This is a genomic window from Nocardioides sp. NPDC059952, from assembly GCF_042730435.1.
Lineage (GTDB): Bacteria > Actinomycetota > Actinomycetes > Propionibacteriales > Nocardioidaceae > Nocardioides.
The window spans coordinates 1-15062 of record NZ_JBHWLY010000031.1 but is presented as its reverse complement, the minus strand read 5'-3'; the positions used below and the strand labels follow the sequence as shown (position 1 = coordinate 15062).

Annotated in this window: 12 protein-coding genes; 8 read left to right on the top strand and 4 right to left on the bottom strand. The window is 69.2% G+C overall.

The genetic code is table 11. From position 1 onward, the window contains the following. Window positions 1–69: 69 nt before the first annotated feature. Window positions 70–2424 (bottom strand): hypothetical protein, encoded by a 2355-nt coding sequence (locus ACFV9G_RS15630; protein ID WP_378728393.1) that lies wholly within the window; start codon window positions 2422–2424, stop codon window positions 70–72. 147 nt (window positions 2425–2571) lie between these two features. Between ACFV9G_RS15630 and ACFV9G_RS15625 the strand changes: the two genes are divergently transcribed. Then, the gene (locus ACFV9G_RS15625; RefSeq protein ID WP_378728392.1) at window positions 2572–4509 is read left to right on the top strand and encodes a glycosyltransferase; all 1938 of its coding nucleotides are present in this window, start codon (window positions 2572–2574) and stop codon (window positions 4507–4509) included. 10 nt (window positions 4510–4519) lie between these two features. Here ACFV9G_RS15625 and ACFV9G_RS15620 read toward each other — a convergent pair whose 3' ends face one another. The 3 genes from ACFV9G_RS15620 to ACFV9G_RS15610 are packed head-to-tail and all read right to left on the bottom strand — an operon-like array spanning window position 4520 to window position 8645. Beyond that, a complete protein-coding gene (locus ACFV9G_RS15620; RefSeq protein WP_378728391.1) occupies window positions 4520–6079 on the bottom strand; it encodes a class I SAM-dependent methyltransferase in 1560 nt (519 codons plus the stop codon). A 9-nt stretch (window positions 6080–6088) separates the two neighbouring features. Then, window positions 6089–7225 (bottom strand): acyltransferase family protein, encoded by a 1137-nt coding sequence (locus ACFV9G_RS15615; protein ID WP_378728390.1) that lies wholly within the window; start codon window positions 7223–7225, stop codon window positions 6089–6091. Window positions 7226–7229: 4 nt separating this feature from the next. Continuing rightward, the gene (locus ACFV9G_RS15610) at window positions 7230–8645 is read right to left on the bottom strand and encodes an SDR family NAD(P)-dependent oxidoreductase (protein WP_378728389.1); all 1416 of its coding nucleotides are present in this window, start codon (window positions 8643–8645) and stop codon (window positions 7230–7232) included. A 302-nt stretch (window positions 8646–8947) separates the two neighbouring features. Here ACFV9G_RS15610 and ACFV9G_RS15605 point away from each other — a divergent pair, with 302 nt between their 5' ends. The 7 genes from ACFV9G_RS15605 to ACFV9G_RS15575 all read left to right on the top strand — a co-directional run bounded on the left by ACFV9G_RS15605 (window position 8948) and on the right by ACFV9G_RS15575 (window position 15013). Beyond that, window positions 8948–9898, top strand: a complete 951-nt coding sequence (locus ACFV9G_RS15605; protein WP_378728388.1) for a Rossmann-like and DUF2520 domain-containing protein — start codon at window positions 8948–8950, stop codon at window positions 9896–9898. Next, window positions 9898–10764 (top strand): pantoate--beta-alanine ligase, encoded by an 867-nt coding sequence (panC, locus tag ACFV9G_RS15600; protein WP_378728386.1) that lies wholly within the window; start codon window positions 9898–9900, stop codon window positions 10762–10764. The genes ACFV9G_RS15605 and panC overlap by 1 nt, the downstream gene beginning before the upstream one ends. Continuing rightward, a complete protein-coding gene (panD, locus tag ACFV9G_RS15595; protein WP_176883766.1) occupies window positions 10761–11186 on the top strand; it encodes an aspartate 1-decarboxylase in 426 nt (141 codons plus the stop codon). The genes panC and panD overlap by 4 nt, the downstream gene beginning before the upstream one ends. Before the next feature lie 9 nt (window positions 11187–11195). Then, on the top strand, window positions 11196–12851 hold the full coding sequence (locus tag ACFV9G_RS15590) for an L-aspartate oxidase (protein WP_378728384.1): 1656 nt from the start codon (window positions 11196–11198) through the stop codon (window positions 12849–12851). Continuing rightward, window positions 12851–13780: a carboxylating nicotinate-nucleotide diphosphorylase gene (nadC, locus tag ACFV9G_RS15585; protein WP_378728383.1), complete on the top strand. Its 930-nt coding sequence runs from the start codon at window positions 12851–12853 to the stop codon at window positions 13778–13780. The genes ACFV9G_RS15590 and nadC overlap by 1 nt, the downstream gene beginning before the upstream one ends. Before the next feature lie 6 nt (window positions 13781–13786). Next, window positions 13787–14569 (top strand): type III pantothenate kinase, encoded by a 783-nt coding sequence (locus ACFV9G_RS15580; RefSeq protein ID WP_378728382.1) that lies wholly within the window; start codon window positions 13787–13789, stop codon window positions 14567–14569. Between the two features lie 120 nt (window positions 14570–14689). Next, window positions 14690–15013 carry an Lsr2 family protein gene (locus ACFV9G_RS15575; protein ID WP_141801691.1) on the top strand — a complete coding sequence of 108 codons (324 nt, stop codon included), beginning with the start codon at window positions 14690–14692 and terminating at the stop codon, window positions 15011–15013. The last annotated feature ends 49 nt before the right edge of the window (window positions 15014–15062 follow it).

Sequence of the window (15062 nt, the reverse complement as noted above, 5' to 3'; positions counted from 1 at the left end):
CAGACGCGACGATGGCGCGGTCCCCTTGCGGGGACCGCGCCATCTGCGTTCTACGGGCTCAGCCCAGGATCACGGCAACCGGGCGAGAGCCGGCTTGGCCACCGAGGTCTTCTCGGGGATCGCGTTCCAGCGCTCCGGCAGGATCGCGCGGTGCGGGCCGACCTCGAGGAGGACCACGCTGCGGTAGGTCATCCCGTACGTCTCGACATAGGGCGCCAGCGAGGTGAGCAGGTCCTTCGCACGCCACTGAGCGGCGTCGAGCACGAGCACGTCGGTGTCGAAGGCGTCGAAGTCGAAGGCGTGCCGCTGGTGGCCGTCACGACGCAGGTCGGCCGCCTCGGTGGTGCGCTCGGCCTGCTTGTTGGCGGCGGCGTGGATCTGCTGGAAACCGCTGACCGCACGGGTGCCGACGACGTCGGCGGCAGCCAGCAGGTTGCCCTGCAGGTCGGTGTCGGCCAGCCCGGCGATGTCCTCGGTCAGCACCGCGGAGACCGGGAGGACGACGAGCTTGTCGACGTCGGGCAGCAGGTCGGCGACCACGAGCCGCTCGACCTGGCCGATCGGGAGCGTGCTGCCGTCGGGCTGCTTGATGCCGTCGAAGCCCGACACGTCCAGCGCGCTGAGCGTGATCCCCGGCCGGGCGAGCTCGTCGAGCCGCAGGTCGGTGCCGCCGGTGTGGACCCACAGGTGGACCGGACGGGACGAGTAGGCGGCGATGGACTTGATCAGCCGGCGCAGCTTGGGGCGCTGCTTCGGGCGGGCCGAGACGGCGACGTGGATCGCGTCGGCCGGGACCTGCTCCGGAGTGCTGACCGGGTTGCTGCGTACGTCCTCGGCGATCGAGCTGACCAGCTCGCCCACCTTGCGGGCACCGGCCCGGCGCTCACGCGCGATCTCGACGTCGGCGGCGTTCATCTCGCGCCACTGCGTGTAGACCTCCTCGACGCTGGCGCCGGAGAAGATCTTGGTGAGGATCGTCTCGAGCCGGTCGTTCATGCCCTCGCGGATGCCGTCGAACTCGTCCGGCGTGAGCGGGTTGAGCCCGGCGAAGCGCGGGTCGGAGAGGTTCTTCGGGCGGAAGTCGATGTCGATGCCGATGCTGCGACCGGGCAGGTAGCAGTGCAGGCGGCTGGTGACCAGCGTGTGGTGGTCGCGACGGTAGCCCTCGAGCATCGTGATCGCGTCGTCGATGTTCTGCACGAACGGCCGGAAGCGGACCTCGTCGAGGCCGCCCTGGGCGTAGGTCGGGGCGCCTTCGGGGATGCTGCCGTCGAAGACGTCGACGTAGCCGATCGGGGCGTCGGGACCGGGCAGCTCGTCCGCGTCGGGGAAGACGGTCGAGACCGTGGTGGTGAGGCAGCCGGAGAAGAAGGCGGGCACACCGACGGAGAGCAGGATGTCGACGGTCGTCCAGTCGCGGCAGCCGATCGGGGCGTACTTCTTGAGGTACTCGATCGTCTCGTCGGTCATCATGGCGCGGGTGCTGCAGTGGAACGAGACGAAGATCGGGCGCAGGTTCTTGTGGAACGGCATCCCGTAGCGCATCTCGAAGATCGGGTGCATGTACCACCCGAAGCCGAGCATCCAGGTGTCCTTCGGGACGGGCTGGTACATCGACGCGTCACGCTGCAGGGTCATCAGCTGGACCTTGGCGGACAGGCCCTCGCGGACGCGCTCGGGGCGGACCCGCTCGCGCAGCCGGTTGGCCAGGTCGTCGAGCTCGGACTCGCCGGTGAACTCGAGGTCCTTGTGGCGCACCACGTGACCGAGCGAGGCGACGGTCTGGACGTGGTCGCCGATGTTGGCCGAGGCACGGGAACGGCCCGGGTGCCCGTAGTCGACGACGGCGTAGGAGACGGTGCCCTCCGGCGCGGCCGGGGCGTCGGGCTCGTTGTTGTCGGCCGCCACCCACGAGCGCAGCCAGTCACGGCTCTCGACGACCCACTTGGTGTCGCCGTTGGTGCCGTCGCCGACGGCCTCGTCGAGCCGGGCGTAGAGGCTGCGGGCCAGCTCCTGGTCGCCGAAGCCGAAGACGCGGCTGGTCATCGCGAGCCAGGCGCGCCCCGGGACGTACGCAGCGCCGGACTCGGCGAGGTCGCGCAGGGTCGCGCGGGTGGCGTCGGGGTCGACGTGGAGGCCGGACATGACGTACTCGTCGGCGGCCTTGGCGGCCCACTGCTCGACCGGGATGCCCTGGAAGAGGGCCCAGGCGCGCTCGTAGAAGCCGCCACCGGCGGCGTTGACGGCGCCGTCGAGGTCAGCAGCGACGACGAGCGGCTCGACCTCGATGGAGATCGGCGCCGGCTTGCCGGCCACGTCCGCCTGCGGTGCGCCCTCCGAGATGGACGGGACGCGAGCGGTCAGGCTCTGACGCAGGCGCTCGGGAAGCAGCTGGCGAGCGAGTCGTCGAGCTGGGCTGGCCATGGGACTCCTTCATTGATGGTTCGACGCAGTGTCGTCGGGCGGAGCCGCGATGTTCGCGGTCCGTTCACACGTTTCCCCCTATGATCCAGGCCGGATATCCTGCCCGAAGAATCGGCAATCCCCAAAGACGCCGACTAATCTCTGCGCATGCCGATCCCCAACCCCCACGAGCAGGTCGCGTTCCCCGAGGGCCGCTACCTCACGATGTGCAACGAGATCGCGACCAAGTTCGGTGGACAGACGCGGGCGATGATCATGCGCAACCGCCTGATCACCCAGCACACCGGGATCCCGACGACCCTGCTGACGACCGAGTCGAAGCCCGTCTACGACGAGGTGCGCCAGGTGCTGCGCGACTCGGGTCAGCTGGTCGAGGGCATGGACCTCCTCAACCTCTACGAGTGGTACCGCCACAACACCCCGACCGACGCGCCGGACGAGTCCGTGGCCGCGCTCGGGGGCCGGCTGGCCGAGGTCGCCGGCACGACCACCTCGGACGTGCTCCACCCCGACGGCACCGTCTACTACACGGCCCACTCGCAGTCCGGGAAGGACCTGGCGCGCGACTACCGCCGCGCCGACGGGTCGATCTACCTGCGGGCGCCGGGTCCGGGTGCCCCGGCCGCGTCCCGGGTGCCCTACATCCTCACCGACGCCGAGGGGCTGCCGATCCGGTCGTGGGAGACCGTGGGCGGCTGGCTGTGGCACTGGCTCGAGATCCTCGCCGGCGACGCCGAGCGGGTCTTCTTCGTGACCGACTCCCGGTTCGCGCTGCGCGACGTCATGCCCCGCCAGGACGACCGCTTCTACTTCCTCCACCTCATGCACAACAACCATGTCGTGAGGGAGCGCCGCTGGAACTCCCAGCTCTCCGGCAAGTACGCGCCGCTGCTCGACAACATCCACGAGTACGACGCCCTGGTGAACCTGACCCATCGTCAGTCCGAGCACCTCGCGATGCGATACGGCTCGACCTCGCACCGGTTCGTCGTGCCCAACCCGGTCGAGCTGCCGGAGCTGCCCGAGACGATGCCCGAGCGCGAGCCGGCGACGTTCGTGACCGTCGCGCGGCTCGAGCCGCAGAAGCGCCTCGAGCACGCCATCAAGGCTTTCGCGAAGGTGATCGAGAAGCGGCCCGAGGCCAAGTTCCAGATCTACGGTGACGGCAAGCTCTACAAGCCGCTCGCGGACCTGATCGAGACCCTCGACGTCGGCAAGAACGTCCAGCTCATGGGTCACGACCCACGAGCCAAGGAAGCGCTGCTGCACGCCACCGGCTTCATCATGACCAGCGTCAACGAGGGCTACCCGCTCGCCACCCTCGAGTCGCTCTCCTTCGGCTGCCCCGTGATCAGCTACGACATCAACTACGGTCCGCGCGAGCAGATCTCCGACGGTGTCGACGGCTTCATCGTCGAGGCCGAGGACATCGACGCGGTCGCCGAGCGCTGCATCCAGATGATCGACGCCCCCGCGAAGGTGGCCGAGATGTCCCGCAAGGCGCTGGAGAAGGCGAGCAAGCACGACTGGCGCGCGTTCCTCGAGGACTGGCGGGTCGCCTTCGAGGGTGCGGTCGCGCAGCGGCCGGGCCGGATCGAGAAGGCACGCGCCCGGCTCGACGTGCACGCCCTCGGCTGGGCACGCCCGATGCCCGAGGGCGTCGCGACCCGACTGCCGGGTCCGGCCGGCCGGCTGGGTCGCACCCAGGCGAGCTCGGCCGCCTTCCGTGACTCTCGTACGCTCCGCTTCGACGCGACGCTCACCGTGATGGGCGAGTGGCCGAAGGGCGTGATGGCCGACCGCATCGTCACCCTCGACGCCGTCTGCAACGAGACCGGCGAGGTGGCCGCGCTGCCGCTCGACGTCTCGCCCGGTGGCCGGGGCGAGTTCCGGCTCGCCTCCAGGTTCGACCTCGCGGAGGTCTTCGAGGAGTTCTCCGAGGACGCGCGCAACCTGGACCTGCGGCTCCGGTTCACCGTCCACAACTGGAACTGGCAGACCAGGCTCGGCCGGCCCCGCGAGGTCCGTCCGAACTTCGAGGTGTCGTTCGGTCCGAACGACGTGCTTCACCTGCAGCGGCGCTGACCGGCGGTCGTCAGGATCCGCCCGTGCGGACGACGTGGAGCTTCGTACGCCGCTCCAGCCGGAAACCGGGACGGTCCTTGAAGTACTCGTCGACCGCGTCGCGGCACCCGCTGTAGTGGAAGTAGTCGTCGAGCACGATCCGTCCACCCGCGACCAGGTGAGGGGCGATCCGCTCGAGGCAGGTCATCGTCGACTCGTACCAGTCGCCGTCCAGGTGGGCGAAGGCGACCGGTTCGTCGATCTTCAGGGTGTCCTGGAACAGGCCCTGCACCAGCTCGACGTTGTGCTGTGCCGGGTCGATCCCGTGCCTGGTGAATGAGTCGCCCACCTCGTCGTAGAGGTTGTCGCGGTAGCCGTAGTAGGTCTCGCCGCCGATCCCCTTCGAGGTGCCGCTGACGATCTTCCGATAGCGCTCGTGCACGTCCTCACCGTCGCGCTCGGAGGGCTCCGGGATCATCCCGAAGACGTCATAGACCCGCATCGGCCGCTTCGGGTCCTTCGCCGCCGCCATCACGATCGCGGAGCCGCCCAGCGCGGCTCCGGTCTCGATGATCAGGCCCGGCCGATCCTGGATGTCGGCGTCCAGCACCTGGCGGGCGAGCACCTGCAGGTTCTCGGGCTTGAGGTAGGTGAGGTGCTCGGCGCGGACCGCGTCGAGGACGGTGCGGACCTCGTCGGGGAGCGTGAGGTCGACCAGTGGGTCGCGTACGGACTCCCGGGTGCGTACGGTCTCCGTCCTCAGCCTCTCGACCTCGGCCTGGAGCTCCGCGGTGGTGTGCGCGGCCCTCGTCTCGGCCTCGGGCCGCTTCGTCACGGGCCGCGTGTCGTCGGCCGGCTTGCGTGCGACCACGACGTAGTTCTTCGGCATCCCTCGCTCGAGGCGACGGCCGGAGACCTCCAGCCGCGCGTAGAGGCGGCTGAGCCGGACCGCGAGCTTCCGGTTGAGGAGCACGATCGGGGCGACGTAGGCGAGCTTCCAGCGCAGGCCTCGCCCGCGGAGCTCATCAACGCCTGCGGGGAGGTTCTTCGCCATCATCTGGTAGCTGTAGGCGACCGTCCCGAAGTAGCCCTCGAGCCAGTTCATCCGGGCGATCTCGAAGCCGGCCTCCTCGAACATCTTCCGCAGCGAGAACTGGGTGTAGCGGAAGAAGTCGTAGGGCTTCTGGTGCTCGGCGAAGAAGAGGGGCGCGGAGAGGAAGATCCGCCCGCCCGGCTTGAGCACGCGGTAGAGCTCGCCGATGGCCTTCTCCGGCTCGGGCACGTGCTCGAGGACCTGGTTGCAGATCACCCGGTCGAAGCTGCCGTCATCGACCGGGATGTCGGTGATGTCGCAGACGTAGTCCAGCGGGGCGTACGCCGAGCTCAGCTGGGCGAAGTCAGCGGCCTCGTAGCGGGCGTGCTTGAACAGCTTCCGGTAGGGCGAGCGGCCCGCACCGGCGTCGAGCACACGCATGCCGCGCTTGGTGCCCTTGGCGAAGCGCGCCATCTCCTGACGGAGACGTACGCGGGATGGATTGATGTGCCGGGGCTGAACCGCTCTGCCGCGATCCTGCCGGCCTCTGGGCCACATGGAGCGACATTAGCGCCCCGGAAGCGGAGTCTCCCGTAAACCACGCAAGACGGCGTCGCGCACCGGGTCGTGAAGGCGGCGCTCGATGAGATAGTGCAGCGCGATGGCCAGGACGAGGGCGGTCGAGACGGCAGCGGCCAGGACGACGTACTCGTCGTAGCGGCCGTGGAACTCGTCGATGATCCAGAACGCGAACTGCGCGTGGATCAGGTAGAGCGGGTAGGTCAGCGCCCCGAGCGTCGTCAGGAAACGCGCCTCCACCCGACCCAGCGGACCGGCCGAGACCAGCCAGACGAGCGCCGCGAACCCCACGATCGCCCAGCCGGTGACCACCGGCGACACGGTGGCGCCGACGAGCTCCGTGGCGCGGTCGGCGTACTCGGTCGCCTGGCGGATGCCCAGGATCACGTTGTAGGCCACCGCGAGCCAGGCGATGAACGAGTTGCCGAACCGGTAGATGAGGAACAGCGCCATGCCCATCGCGAAGAACGGGGCGTACTCGGCGAACAGGAGCGAGTTGAGCATGCCGGAGTCGGTCGCCCGGGCGATCTGGGCCAGCAGCGGCCACAAGAACACGACCGCGATCACCCGCTGCTTGGTGATCCCGACGAGCAGGAAGACCCCGATCAGCAGGTAGAACTTGAGCTCGATCCAGAGCGTCCAGAAGGCACCCTGGGCGCTGAGTACGTTCCAGCCGTCCTGGGTCATCGTCATGTTGATGAGGCCGCCCACGAATCCCTGGTCGCGGCCGCCCTTCCAGTAGGCCTGGAGGATCAGCGTGATGATCACCGCGACCCAGTAGGCCGGGAACAGCCGGGCGACCCGGGAGGAGACGAACCGGGGCAGGTCGCGACCCCACGCGGTCATCAGGATCACGAAGCCGCTGATGATGAAGAAGAGCTCCACGCCGAGGTAGCCGTAGCGGGTGACGTGGTTGAGGGTCGGGAAGACCTCCCGGGGGTCGATGCCCCAGTAAGGGGTCGCGATGCCGGTGAGGTGGTAGCCCACGACGACCGCTGCCGCGATGAAGCGGAGCGCGTCGAGCGCGCCGAGCCGGGAGCGGCGTATGGCCTTCTTCGGCGCGGGCTCGGGCGCGGGTGCGGGGGCGGGGGCCGTGTCCTCGGAAACCGTGGGAGCGCTGGTCATCGGGTCAGTTCCCCGCCGCGGCGTCCAGGGCCTCCTGGATCGGATCGATGCGGCGCAGGTCGATGACGTGGCCGGTGCTCGACGCGATCAGGGTGTCGAGTGACGCCCGCGCGACCGCCTTCGACTCCAGGAGCGTGTGGGACGGCTCCTGGCCGAACGCCTTGGTGCGCATCGGCGTGCCGGTGCGCTCGGGGTTGATCGCGTTGACGCGTACGCCCTGGTCGGCCCACTCGTCGGCGAGGGCCTGGGTCAGGTTGACCGTGGCCGCCTTCGCGGAGGAGTAGAGCGCGTAGCCGCGGCGACCGCGGGTGTAGGAGCTCGAGGTGAAGAAGAGCAGCGAGCCCTTCGCCCGGGCGAGGTAGGGGAAGAACTCCTGGGCGATCAGGACCGGCGCGATGTAGTTGATCTCGGTCGCGCTGTAGATCGTCTCCTCCGAGACGGTGGCGAGCTCGCCGCGCGGCAGCACACCGGCCGTGTTGACCACGAAGTCGATCGAGCCGAAGCGCTTGCCGGCGTCGGCGGCCGCGGCGACGATGTCGGCCCGCTTCGAGACGTCGGTGCTGGTGGCCGAGCGGCTGTAGGAGGCGACGTTGGCGCCGTAGGACTCTGCCAGCTCCGCGATGTCGGCCCCGATGCCGTAGCTGCCGCCGAAGACGACCATGTTCTTGCCCTCGAGGGCGGCCCGGTAGTCGTCCTCGGTCTTCTGCGGGAACTGCTGGTGAGCGGTGAGCTGGAAGAGCTTGTCGGCGATGTAGACGTCGATCGGCTCGGTGACCTTCATGTTCTGCTCGTGACCGTCGACCACCCAGATCTTGGTGTCGGGCAGGTACTTCAGCACGACGCTGCAGTCGTCGGTCGCCCTGAACTCCGGGTCCTGGTCGGCGATCTCGTAGGCCCGCTTCAGGGTCGAGGCGAGGAAGGCCTGCGGGGTCTGGCCGCGTCGCAGCCGCGAGCGGTCCGGGATCTGCGAGATGGTGTTGTCGTCGTTGAGCTCGATGATCGTGTCCGCGGACGGGATGGCGACATCGACGGCCTGGTAGGTCACCAGCGCCTTGAAGCAGTCGGTGATCACGTCCTCGCTGAGCAGCGGACGTACGGCGTCGTGGAGGAGCACGTTGCAGTCCTCGCCCTCGGGGAGGGCGGCCAGGGCGCGCTTGGTCGTCTCGTTGCGGGTGTCGGCGCCCTCGAGGATCTTGGAGACCTTCGGGTAGCGGCCGTCGCGGGTCATCGCGTGCACGGCGTCGAGGTGGCCGGGGGCCATCAGGATGATGATCTCGTCGATCTGCGGGTGGCGGTCGAGCACGCCGAGGGTGTGCTCCATGATCGGCATCCCGGCGATCTTGATGAGCTGCTTCGGGATGTCGAGACCCACGCGGGAGCCCACACCGCCGGCAAGCAGCACGGCAACGTTACGAAGCACTGAACTCAGACCCTTTGGTAGATGACGAGGAGGGGTGGATTGTTCCACGCCCCGCACCGGGGACTCCAATGCTGGGGGCGAGGTGATACCCAGCCGTTGGCTCAGCGTGTGGTCCGTGACCGGGGTCGCGTTGATGTGATGGCAGTCACGTGATCTTGATGTTTCGGATGGGTGACGGGCGGCGTACGGTTGTTTCGGCTCGGTCACGGTGGCTGAGCAGGCAGGCACAACGTCTGGTACCCATCCCGGCTCCGCTCACACGGGGGAGTGGTCGGAGGGACTGGAACGAAAGGTCTACAACCATGAACCCACTCAGGGTGGGCGTCGTCGGCGCGGGTCGCGTCGGGGCCGTCCTGGCAGCAGCGCTTCGCACTCCGTCGATCGCCTCGGGCTCCGCTTCGGCAGGAGGTCATCAGATCGTCGCGGTCGCCGGCGAGTCCGACGCCTCTCGCGCACGCATCGCCGCGCTTCTCCCGGGTGTCCCGGTCGAGAAGCCGACAGCTGTCGCTCGCGCGTGCGACCTCCTTCTGCTCACCGTCCCCGACGACATGCTCGGCAACGTCGTCAAGACGATGACCGACGCCGGCGCGATCCGGCCCGGGATGTACGTCGCGCACACCTCCGGCCGCCACGGCCTGGCGATCCTCGAGCCGGCCGCCGCGATCGGCGCCCACGTGATGGCCGTCCACCCGGCGATGACCTTCTCGGGCACCTCGGTCGACCTCGCCCGGCTCTCCGGCTGCGTCTTCGGCCTGACCGCCGCCACGCCCGCCGACCGCGCCTTCGCCGAGTCGCTGGTGCTCGACCTCGGCGGGAAGCCGATGTGGGTGCCCGAGGAGATGCGGACGCTCTACCACGCCGGGCTCGCCCACGGCGCGAACCACCTGGTCACCCTGGTCTCCGAGGCGATGGAGATCCTCGCCGCCGCCGGCGCCACCGACCCCGCGGGCACCCTGCGTCCCCTGCTGACGGCCGCGCTCGACAACGCCCTCGACCACGGCGACGCCGCGTTGACCGGCCCGATCGTCCGCGGCGACGCCGGCACGGTGGCCGCCCACCTCGACGACATCCGCACCAACGCTCCGCAGACCCTGGCGTCGTACGTCTCCATGGCGCGGGCCACGCTCGACCGAGCCGTCTCGGACGGACGGCTGCTGCCCATCCGGGCGCTCAAGATCAAGAACCTGCTCGACGACGCGGACAGGGCTGCCGTGCAGCCGCTCCCGCGTCCCGCCCACCTCTGGAACCAGTGATGACCGTTCTCGCTTCCACTCGCGAGGAGCTTGCGAAGCTCCTCGACTCCGCCCGCCGTGAAGGCGCGAGCGTCGGGTTCGTGCCGACGATGGGCGCGCTGCACGAGGGACACGCGTCGCTGATGCGCGTCGCCCGTGAGCGGGTCGGCGGCGGTCCCGTCGTCGTGTCGATCTTCGTCAACCCGCTGCAGTTCGGCGCCGGGGAGGACCTCGACCGCTACCCGCGCACGCTCGAGGCGGACCTGGAGGTCTGCGAACGGGAGGGCGTCGACGTCGTCTTCGCGCCGTCGGTGGACGAGGTCTACCCAGGCGGGCTGCCGCAGGTGACCGTGGCTCCCGGGCCGCTCGCCGACGTGCTCGAGGGCAAGACCCGGCCGGGCCACTTCGGCGGTGTGCTCACCGTCGTCGCGAAGCTGTTCGGACTGGTCAAGCCCGATGTCGCCGTCTTCGGCGAGAAGGACTACCAGCAGCTCACACTGATCCGCCGGATGTCGGCCGACCTGTGCCTCGGGGTCGACGTCGTCGGCGCACCTACGCAGCGCGAAGCCGACGGCCTGGCCCTCTCCTCGCGCAACCGCTACCTCTCGCCCGAGCAGCGGGAGGAGGCGACGACGCTGTCGCGGGCGCTCTACGCCGCGCAGCGCGAGGCCGCCGACGGTGTCGAGGCCGCTCTCCAGGCGGCCCGCACCGAGCTGCGCCAGGCGAAGGGGGTCGACGTGGACTACCTCGTGGTCACCGACCCCGCGCTCGCGGAGCTGTCCACCCACCCTGAGCCGGCCACCGAAGCCCGGATCCTCATCGCCGCCCGGGTCGGCACGACCCGACTCATCGACAACATGAGCCTCACGATCGGAGCATCCCGATGACTCGTCTGCGCACCATGATGACCGGCAAGATCCACCGCGCCACGGTCACCCAGGCAGACCTCCACTACGTCGGCTCGGTCACCGTCGACGCCGACCTCCTCGACGCCGCGGACATCCTCCCGGGCGAGCTGGTCTCCATCGTCGACATCACCAACGGTGCCCGCCTGGAGACCTACACGATCGCGGGCGAGCGGGGTTCGGGTGTCCTCGGGATCAACGGCGCTGCCGCCCACCTGGTCCACCCCGGTGACCTGGTCATCCTCATCGCGTACGCGCAGATGACCACCGAGGAGGCGAAGGCCTTCGAGCCGCACGTCGTCCACGTCGACGGGGCCAACCACATCGTCGCGCTCGGCTCCGACCGGAGCGAGCCGGTTCCAGGAACCGACCAGATGCGTGGACCGCTCGTTCTCACGCAGTAGCGTGCGGGCATGAACATCGAGCTCCTGTCCGCCCGCGATCCGGGCTGGACCGAGTGGGCGGACGTGATCGTGGTGGGCTCGGGGATCGCCGGGCTGACCGCGGCACTGCGGCTGAAGGACCAGGTCGAGCGGGTCGCCGTCGTCACCAAGGACGAGCTCAAGGCCGGTTCGACGCAATGGGCCCAGGGCGGCATCGCTGCGGCTCTCGGCGAGGGCGACACCCCGGCTCAGCACGAGGTCGACACGCTCGTGGCAGGCGCCGGGGCGTGCGACCTGGAGGCCGTACGCGTCCTGGTCGGCGAGGGCGCCGAAGCGGTCCGTGAGCTGATCGAGTGGGGCGCCGACTTCGACAAGGACCCGGACGGCAACCTGTCGCTCACCCGCGAGGGCGGCCACCGCCGCGACCGGATCGCGCACGCCGACGGCGACGCGACCGGCGCCGAGATCCAGCGGGCGCTGATGGAGGCCGTCCGACGGGCTCCCGAGATCCTGGTCTTCGAGCACGCCATGGTCGTCGACCTGCTGACGGCTGCCGACGGCGGCGTGGCGGGCCTGACCATCCATGTGATGGGCGAGGGCGATGCCGACGGCGTCGGGATCGTGCGTACGAGGGCTGTCGTCCTGGCTTCCGGCGGGCTCGGCCAGGTCTTCTCCCAGACCACCAACCCCGCCGTCGCCACCGCCGACGGGATGGCGATCGCGCTGCGAGCCGGTGCGACGCTGCGCGATCTGGAGTTCGTCCAGTTCCACCCCACGGTGATGTACCTCGGTGAGGACTCCCGCGGCCAGCAGCCGCTGATCTCCGAGGCCGTACGCGGCGAGGGCGCCTTCCTGGTGGACTGGGACGGCAACCGGCTCATGGAGGGCGTGCACGAGCTCCGCGACCTGGCTCCGCGCGACATCGTCTCCAAGGCGATCATGAAGCGGATGCTCGATACCGGCCACCCCAACATGTGGCTCGACGCCCGCCACCTCGGTCGCGAGTTCTGGGAGAAGCGGTTCCCCAACATCCTCGCCTCCTGCGAGCGGCACGGCGTCGACCCCTCCGTCGACCTGATCCCCGTCGCCCCGGCGTGCCACTACGCCTCGGGCGGCGTACGCACCGACCTGTGGGGCCGTTCGGACGTGCCCGGCCTCTACGCCACCGGCGAGGTCGCCTGCAGCGGTGTCCACGGCGCCAACCGGCTCGCCTCCAACTCGCTGCTCGAGGGGCTGGTCTTCTCGCGCCGGATCGCGGAGGTCCTGCCCGGCGAGCTGCGTCAGCTGGAGGATCCCGCCCCCGGCCTCGGCGCCGGGCGCCCGCTCGTCCCTGGCGCGGCGCTCAAGCAGCTGCAGGAGACGATGACGACCAAGGTCGGAGTCCTCCGCAACGCGACCGGCCTCGCCGAGGCGATCGACGAGCTCGAGCAGCTCGGTGACACCCCGGCGACCGAGATCGACCCGGCCGCCTGGGAGGCGACCAACCTGCTGACCGTCTCGCTCGCGCTCGCGAAGTCGGCGCTGCTGCGAGAGGAGACCCGCGGGTCCCACTGGCGCGAGGACTTCGCCGAGCGTGACGACGCCGGGTTCGCCGGCCACTTCGACGTACGGCTCCGGGACGGCGAGACTGTTGCCGCGTTCACCCCGACGCCCGCGACCGACCCCTCAACCATGGCAGGAGCCTGATGACCATCCGACGCGTGCCCTTCGACGAGATCCCGCAGTCTCTGCGCGACGAGCTGACCAAGGCCGGCCTGGACGCCGGCGAGGTCTACGACGCCGTAGAGCTCGCTCTCGACGAGGACCTGCCCACGTCCGCTCCCGGTGAGATGCCCAGCGAGGACGTCACCTCGGTGGCGACCATCGCCCCCGACTCGACCGGGATCGGCGTCTTCGCCGCTCGGGAGGACGGCGTCGTGGCCGGCCTCGGCGTGGCCGAGCTCGTCTTCGCGTACGTCATGGGTGACTCGGTCACGGTGACCGACCGCGTCAAGGACGGCTCCCAGGTGAAGGCGGGGGACGTCATCATGCGGATCGCCGGGCCGACCCGCGGGCTGCTGACGGCGGAGCGTACGGCGCTCAACTACGCCTCCCACCTCTCCGGTGTCGCCACCGGTGTCGCGGCTTGGACCGAGGCCCTGGAGGGCACCGGCGCGCAGGTCCTCGACACCCGCAAGACCCTCCCGGGGTTCAGGTCCCTGGAGAAGTACGCCGTGCGCTGCGGCGGCGGTGCCAACCACCGGATGTCGCTGTCCGACATGGCGCTGGTCAAGGACAACCACATCGTCGCCGCCGGTGGCGCGGTGCAGGCCTACGAGGCCGTGAAGTTCGCCTACCCGGACGTGCCGATCGAGGTCGAGGTCACCACCCTCGACGAGCTCAAGGCCCTTCTCGACGCCGGCTGCGGCCGGATCATGCTCGACAACATGTCGACCGCGACGATGAAGGAGGCCGTCGAGATCACCGCCGGACGTGCGGTGCTCGAGGCATCCGGTGGACTGACCCTCGACCGGGCTCGCGAGGTCGCCGAGACCGGTGTCGACTATCTCTCCGTCGGTGCGCTGACCCACTCGGTGAAGGTCTTCGACATCGGCTTCGACCTGTCCGAGGGCTGACCGACGGTGGCTCTCCTCGCTGTCAACATCGGCAACAGCCACACGGGTCTCGGGCTGATCGCCGATGGCGTGGTGTCCGCGGACTGGAAGGTCTCCACGCTCGAGCACCGCACGGCCGACGAATGGTGGGCGCTGCTGCGGGGGACCATGGGCGATGAGTTGGTGGCGAGCGTGGACGGCGTGGTCGTGTGCGCGACGGTGCCCTCGGTCCTGCACGAGTGGCGCGAGATGATCACCCGCCATCTCGACTCGGTCGAGAGCGTCGTGGTCGAGCCGGGCGTACGCTCCGGCATCCCGATCCTCATGGACAACCCGCGCGAGGTCGGCACCGACCGGATCGCCAACGCCGTCGCGGCCGTGGCGCTCCACGGTGGCCCGGCGATCGTGGTCGACTTCCGTGGCACGGCGACGACCTTCGACGTGGTCAACGCCGCCGGGCAGTACGTCGGTGGCGCGATCCTGCCTGGGATCGAGCTGTCGCTGGAGGCTCTGGGACGGCGTGGTGCGCAGCTGCGCAAGGTCGAGCTCGCTCGCCCGCGGTCGGTGATCGCCAAGAACACGGTCGAGGCGCTGCAGTCCGGAATGGTCTACGGAGTCGCGGCGCAGGTCGAGGGTCTGGTCGCTCGGATCATCGCCGAGCTGGGTGTCTCCGCCGACGAAGTGACAGTGATTGCGACCGGCTATCTGGCGGACTTCGTTCTCGACGAGAGTAAATGTTTCTCGTTGCATTCTCCGTGGCTGACGATGCAAGGACTGGAACTCATATTCCAGCGAAATGCCGTTCGTTAGTCATTTCAGTATGGCGACCTGTTGATTCATCCGGATCGTATGTAATGCTATGGGCATCTCGCTTAACCGCGATGGCGATAATCGGCCCATTTCCGGGTGAAGAGCAGTGAAGGTAGGAACATGGCTAAGAAGGTTCAGATCATCCTCGAGGATGACATCGATGGCTCGGAAGCTGCGGAGACGGTTTCTTTCGCTCTGGACGGCACGTCCTACGAGATTGATCTCAGCGACGCCAATGCGGCAAAGCTCCGTGATTCTCTTGCGCTCTTCGTGGGTCACGCCCAGAAGGTGAGCGGCCGTCGTGGCAGCGCCAAGAAGGCCCCCGCGGCCGGCGGGTCCACCCCGAAGGTCATGCGCGAGTGGGGAAAGGCCAACGGCTACACGGTTCCCGACCGCGGTCGCATTCCGGCTGACGTCCGGGCGGCTTTCGAAGCGGCCCACTGACCGACAGGTCTCGAGGCACCGCAAGGCGGCTGCCGCGCCCTCCGGGGCC

Coding starts and splice junctions, on each gene's coding strand:
- ACFV9G_RS15630 (WP_378728393.1), bottom strand. CDS start 2,424: ATGGCCAGCCCAGCTCGACGACTCGCTCGCCAGCTGCTTCCCGAGCGC.
- nadC (WP_378728383.1), top strand. CDS start 12,851: ATGACCATCCGACGCGTGCCCTTCGACGAGATCCCGCAGTCTCTGCGC.
- panC (WP_378728386.1), top strand. CDS start 9,898: ATGACCGTTCTCGCTTCCACTCGCGAGGAGCTTGCGAAGCTCCTCGAC.
- ACFV9G_RS15615 (WP_378728390.1), bottom strand. CDS start 7,225: ATGACCAGCGCTCCCACGGTTTCCGAGGACACGGCCCCCGCCCCCGCA.
- ACFV9G_RS15620 (WP_378728391.1), bottom strand. CDS start 6,079: ATGTGGCCCAGAGGCCGGCAGGATCGCGGCAGAGCGGTTCAGCCCCGG.
- panD (WP_176883766.1), top strand. CDS start 10,761: ATGACTCGTCTGCGCACCATGATGACCGGCAAGATCCACCGCGCCACG.
- ACFV9G_RS15605 (WP_378728388.1), top strand. CDS start 8,948: ATGAACCCACTCAGGGTGGGCGTCGTCGGCGCGGGTCGCGTCGGGGCC.
- ACFV9G_RS15625 (WP_378728392.1), top strand. CDS start 2,572: ATGCCGATCCCCAACCCCCACGAGCAGGTCGCGTTCCCCGAGGGCCGC.
- ACFV9G_RS15575 (WP_141801691.1), top strand. CDS start 14,690: ATGGCTAAGAAGGTTCAGATCATCCTCGAGGATGACATCGATGGCTCG.
- ACFV9G_RS15590 (WP_378728384.1), top strand. CDS start 11,196: ATGAACATCGAGCTCCTGTCCGCCCGCGATCCGGGCTGGACCGAGTGG.